Source organism: Carnobacterium sp. (genome assembly GCF_032094055.1).
Lineage (GTDB): Bacteria > Bacillota > Bacilli > Lactobacillales > Carnobacteriaceae > Carnobacterium_A.
The window spans coordinates 1-3728 of the sequence record NZ_DAMDAK010000005.1; the positions used below are offsets into that span (position 1 = coordinate 1).

Below are 3728 nucleotides of genomic sequence, written 5' to 3' on the forward strand. Positions count from 1 at the left end.
AAGTTCACGACTGATCGTTTTATGGTATCGATCTGACCAACTTGTTTCATTCGGCAAGTGGCATAAAGCTCCATTAAAGTTAATCATCGGAGTATCCATTTTTAATTGCGAATAGTAATATTTACTGTTGCGGTAAGGCCGACCAGTGGCTATTGAAATGATGTGGCCTGCTTCTTTGGCCTTTTGAAAAACTCGTTGAGTTTTAGAAGTGATTTTTGATTGTTGATTTAAAGTAGTGCCATCTAAGTCAATGGCGATTAATTTTTTATTCATAGGTTCCTCCAATTATTTACTGTCCTTGTTTAATTTATGTTAAACTAAAAAGAATAAAACACTGTATTCTTACTGTACCATAAATAATAAAAAAATAAATGCTTAATAAAGTGAGGAAATTAAAATGATCTCAATCAAATCAACCGCTATAGCAGGTTTGCCCTTATTAGAAATTGCTCCTTCCGGTCAAGAAATGGACCAGCTGCCGACAGTGGTCTTTTACCATGGGTGGACCAGCTGCAAAGAAAGCAGCTTGGTCAATGGATACGAATTAGCAAAAAAAGGTTATCGAGCGTTGCTGCCAGATGCTTATCTACATGGAGAACGGAAGAGTAAAGAGGAATTAACAGGAAAAGAAACTGTATTTTGGGATGTTGTTACCAAAAGCTTAGAGGAATTGCCAGGACTTCGAGACCATTATATCGAAGCTGGTCTTTCTGATCCAGATCGGTTTGGTGTAGCTGGTCTTTCAATGGGCGGAATAACAACGTGCGCTGCATTGACCCAATTTCCCTGGATCAAATCTGCTGTTGTATTAATGGGCAGCCCCGATCCGATTGCATTTTCTGAATGGTTATTATCCTCCACGTGGGTTGAAGGAATAGAAGCATCCTCTGACGAGAAAGCGGCATATACAAAAGAATTGGCTGCTCTTGCTCCTATTTCATTGGCAGAACACCCTGAATCCATTAATAACCGGCCTGTACATTTTTGGCACGGTACCAAAGATGAGCTTGTACCGTATCAGATGACGTTTGATTTTTATCAGCACATCAAAGACCAACCATATGCTAACAATGTTAGTTTGACGACTACCGTTGGAGCAGGCCACAAAGTACCTTATTTAATCTCTGTGGAAATGTCTGATTTCTTTTCTAAACATTTATAATTTTTTCACAAAATCATCCTGAATGTATTTACTTTTTGAGTTAGAACCGGTAGACTAGCCGTATAAATACGAGGAGGAATACTGATGGAAAATGAAGCTAAACTGTGGGAGCCGGAAGCCGCATCTGAGATTTATGAACGGATCATGACTGCTTTAGAACAAGTGATTGATCCAGAGTTAGGAATCGATATCGTTAATTTAGGTCTTGTTTACCATGTTTATTTATATGAAACGGGATTGTGTGTAGTAGAAATGACGCTCACTACCATGGGATGTCCGCTTGTCGATGTGATCACAGATGACATTATCACAGCTATGAAAGAGATTCTTGAAGTGACTGCCTCAGAAGTTAAATTGGTTTGGTATCCTGTCTGGGACCCCTCAAAAATGAGCCGTTATGCTCGCATTGCATTGGGCATCCGTTAATTGCATAAAAGTTAGTATTTAAAAGACTATTTCTTATTCATTTTATGGATAAGAAACAGTCTTTTAATTTACAAAGAAATAGGTCACTCGCTCTATTAAGTCCTTAAGTAGAATAGTATTCATTTTTAAGGCATCATAATTGACACACGTTTTCCGCCTCTTTAGAGTAAGAGTTGGGATAGAGAAAAAAAGAAGCTCGCTGCATCTACTTTTTTTGATAGAATAATTGAATAGGTAAGTTTTCAAAGCGAGAACATTTGTTTGACCAATTCTGACTAAAAGGATATAATAAAGATAAATAAGTGAACAAAAAGGAGGAGCAGAATTTGGATAGTGAAAAATTAACCACCACAATGCAGCAGTCGTTGGCTGAAGCTCAACAAATTGCAATAGTAAGACAACATCAAGAAATAGACATTGTGCATTTATGGAAAGTATTTATGGCGCCAGATAGTTTTGCCCACAATTTTTATCAAACGGTTGGTCTGGATACAGCAGAATTTGAACATAAAATTGATGAAGAGTTAGATAAATTACCTGTTATTGAAGGCAGTTCAGTCAATTACGGACAAGCAATGAGTCAAAATTTATTCCGCTTATTGTCGGAAGCAGACAAGTTGCGCGAATCCTTTCAAGATGACTATTTGGCTACAGAAATTGTCCTATTGGCTTTAATGAAATTAAAAAATTATGTTTTAACAATGTATCTTTTATCAAACGGGATAAACGAAAAGCAACTTAAAACAGCCATTGAAGAAATGAGAGGCGGCGATCGTGTGACTTCGCAAAATCAAGAAGAAAGTTACCAAGCACTGGAAAAGTACGGAATTGATCTTGTTCAAGCGGTTAAAAGCGGCAAACAAGACCCGGTTATTGGGCGTGATGAAGAAATTCGAAACGTTATTCGAATTTTATCGCGTAAAACGAAGAACAATCCTATTTTGATCGGTGAACCTGGTGTAGGAAAAACGGCCATTGTTGAAGGATTGGCTCAACGAATTGTCCGTAAAGACGTTCCTGAAAATTTAAAAGACAAAACGATTTTTTCATTAGATATGGGTGCTTTGATCGCAGGAGCAAAATTCCGCGGAGAATTTGAAGAGCGCTTAAAAGCAGTTTTAAAAGAAGTCAAAAAAAGTGACGGCAGGATCATTTTATTTATTGATGAAATTCATAATATCGTAGGAGCCGGAAAAACGGAAGGCAGTATGGATGCAGGAAACTTATTGAAACCGATGCTGGCTCGTGGAGAATTACATTGTATCGGGGCAACTACCTTAGATGAATACCGGTTATATATGGAAAAAGATAAGGCCTTAGAACGTCGTTTTCAAAGAGTACAAGTTGATGAACCGACTGTCGAAGATACCATTAGTATTTTACGGGGATTAAAAGAACGCTTTGAAATTCACCATAGTGTTAATATCCATGATAATGCTTTAGTGGCAGCAGCAACTCTTTCTGATCGTTATATTACAGATCGGTACTTGCCGGATAAAGCGATTGATTTAGTGGATGAAGCTTGCGCGACAATTCGTGTTGAAATGAATTCAATGCCAACAGAATTGGACCAAGTAACGCGCCGGTTAATGCAGTTGGAAATTGAAGAAGCAGCTTTGAAAAAAGAAAAAGATGAAGCAAGTAAGCGGAGATTAGAGAATCTGCGTGAAGAATTAGCTGATTTACGTGAAGAAGCTAATTTATTGAAAATGAAATGGGAGACAGAAAAAGAAGAAGTTTCCAAATTGCGTGACAAGCGAGCTGAAATCGAACAAACACGTCGTGAGTTAGAAGATGCTGAAAGCAATTATGATTTGGAAAAAGCTGCTGTATTACGGCATGGGAAAATACCGGCTTTAGAAAAAGAATTAAAAGCATTAGAAGCAGAGAATTCGGAAGAAAAACAACAGACACCTCGATTGGTTCAAGAGTCTGTTACTGAGAATGAAATTGCGTCAGTGGTAGGCCGAATGACTGGTATCCCAGTGACACGATTGGTTAAAGGTGAACGAGAAAAACTGTTGCACCTAGCAGATACATTACACGAACGCGTTATCGGACAAGATGAGGCAGTAGACAGTGTAACAGATGCGGTTATTCGCGCACGGGCTGGCTTGCAAGATCCAAATCGGCCACTGGG

The 3728-nt window shown here is 38.4% G+C and carries 4 protein-coding genes; 3 read left to right on the plus strand and 1 reads right to left on the minus strand.

Translation table 11 applies throughout. The features are described 5' to 3' along the window. On the minus strand, positions 1-273 hold a 273-nt coding region (locus RT405_RS01450), incomplete at its 3' end, for an HAD-IIB family hydrolase (protein ID WP_313466954.1). 124 nt (positions 274-397) lie between these two features. Between RT405_RS01450 and RT405_RS01455 the strand changes: the two genes are divergently transcribed. From RT405_RS01455 to RT405_RS01465, 3 genes are all read left to right on the plus strand, one after another. Further along, positions 398-1162, plus strand: a complete 765-nt coding sequence (locus tag RT405_RS01455) for a prolyl oligopeptidase family serine peptidase (RefSeq protein ID WP_313466956.1) — start codon at positions 398-400, stop codon at positions 1160-1162. A gap of 84 nt (positions 1163-1246) precedes the next feature. Next, positions 1247-1588 (plus strand): metal-sulfur cluster assembly factor, encoded by a 342-nt coding sequence (locus RT405_RS01460; RefSeq protein WP_313466958.1) that lies wholly within the window; start codon positions 1247-1249, stop codon positions 1586-1588. A 326-nt stretch (positions 1589-1914) separates the two neighbouring features. Then, positions 1915-3728 (plus strand): AAA family ATPase (locus RT405_RS01465; RefSeq protein WP_313467038.1); only part of this gene is annotated, 1814 nt, incomplete at its 3' end.